At 78.7% G+C, this 267-nt stretch carries 1 protein-coding gene; it reads left to right on the forward strand.

The genetic code is table 11. From position 1 onward, the window contains the following. Positions 1-35: 35 nt before the first annotated feature. Positions 36-267, forward strand: a 232-nt coding sequence (locus CXR44_RS40355; RefSeq protein WP_219602199.1) for a hypothetical protein, incomplete at its 3' end; no start/stop codon positions are given.

Below are 267 nucleotides of genomic sequence, written 5' to 3' on the forward strand. Positions count from 1 at the left end.
AGGAGGCGCCTGTTCACGGCGAGGAGCCGGGGGTCGTGCCGCTGGCGTTGTCGGCGCGTAGTGGTGAGGCGTTGCGGGCGCTCGCGGCCGGGCTGGTGCCCGTGGTCGAGGCGCACGGTCCGGCTTCGGTGGCGGCGGCGCTGGCTCGCCGGTCGGTGTTCGAGCATCGGGCCGTCGTGCTGGACGGCGCCGCCGGGCTGCGGGCCCTGACCGAGGGCCGCGAGTCGCCTGGTGTGGTGCGGGGCGTGGCGGGGGGCGACGGGCGGG

Origin of the sequence: Nonomuraea indica (assembly GCF_002850745.1) — a bacterium.
In the GTDB taxonomy this organism is placed as follows: Bacteria; Actinomycetota; Actinomycetes; order Streptosporangiales; family Streptosporangiaceae; genus Nonomuraea; species Nonomuraea indica.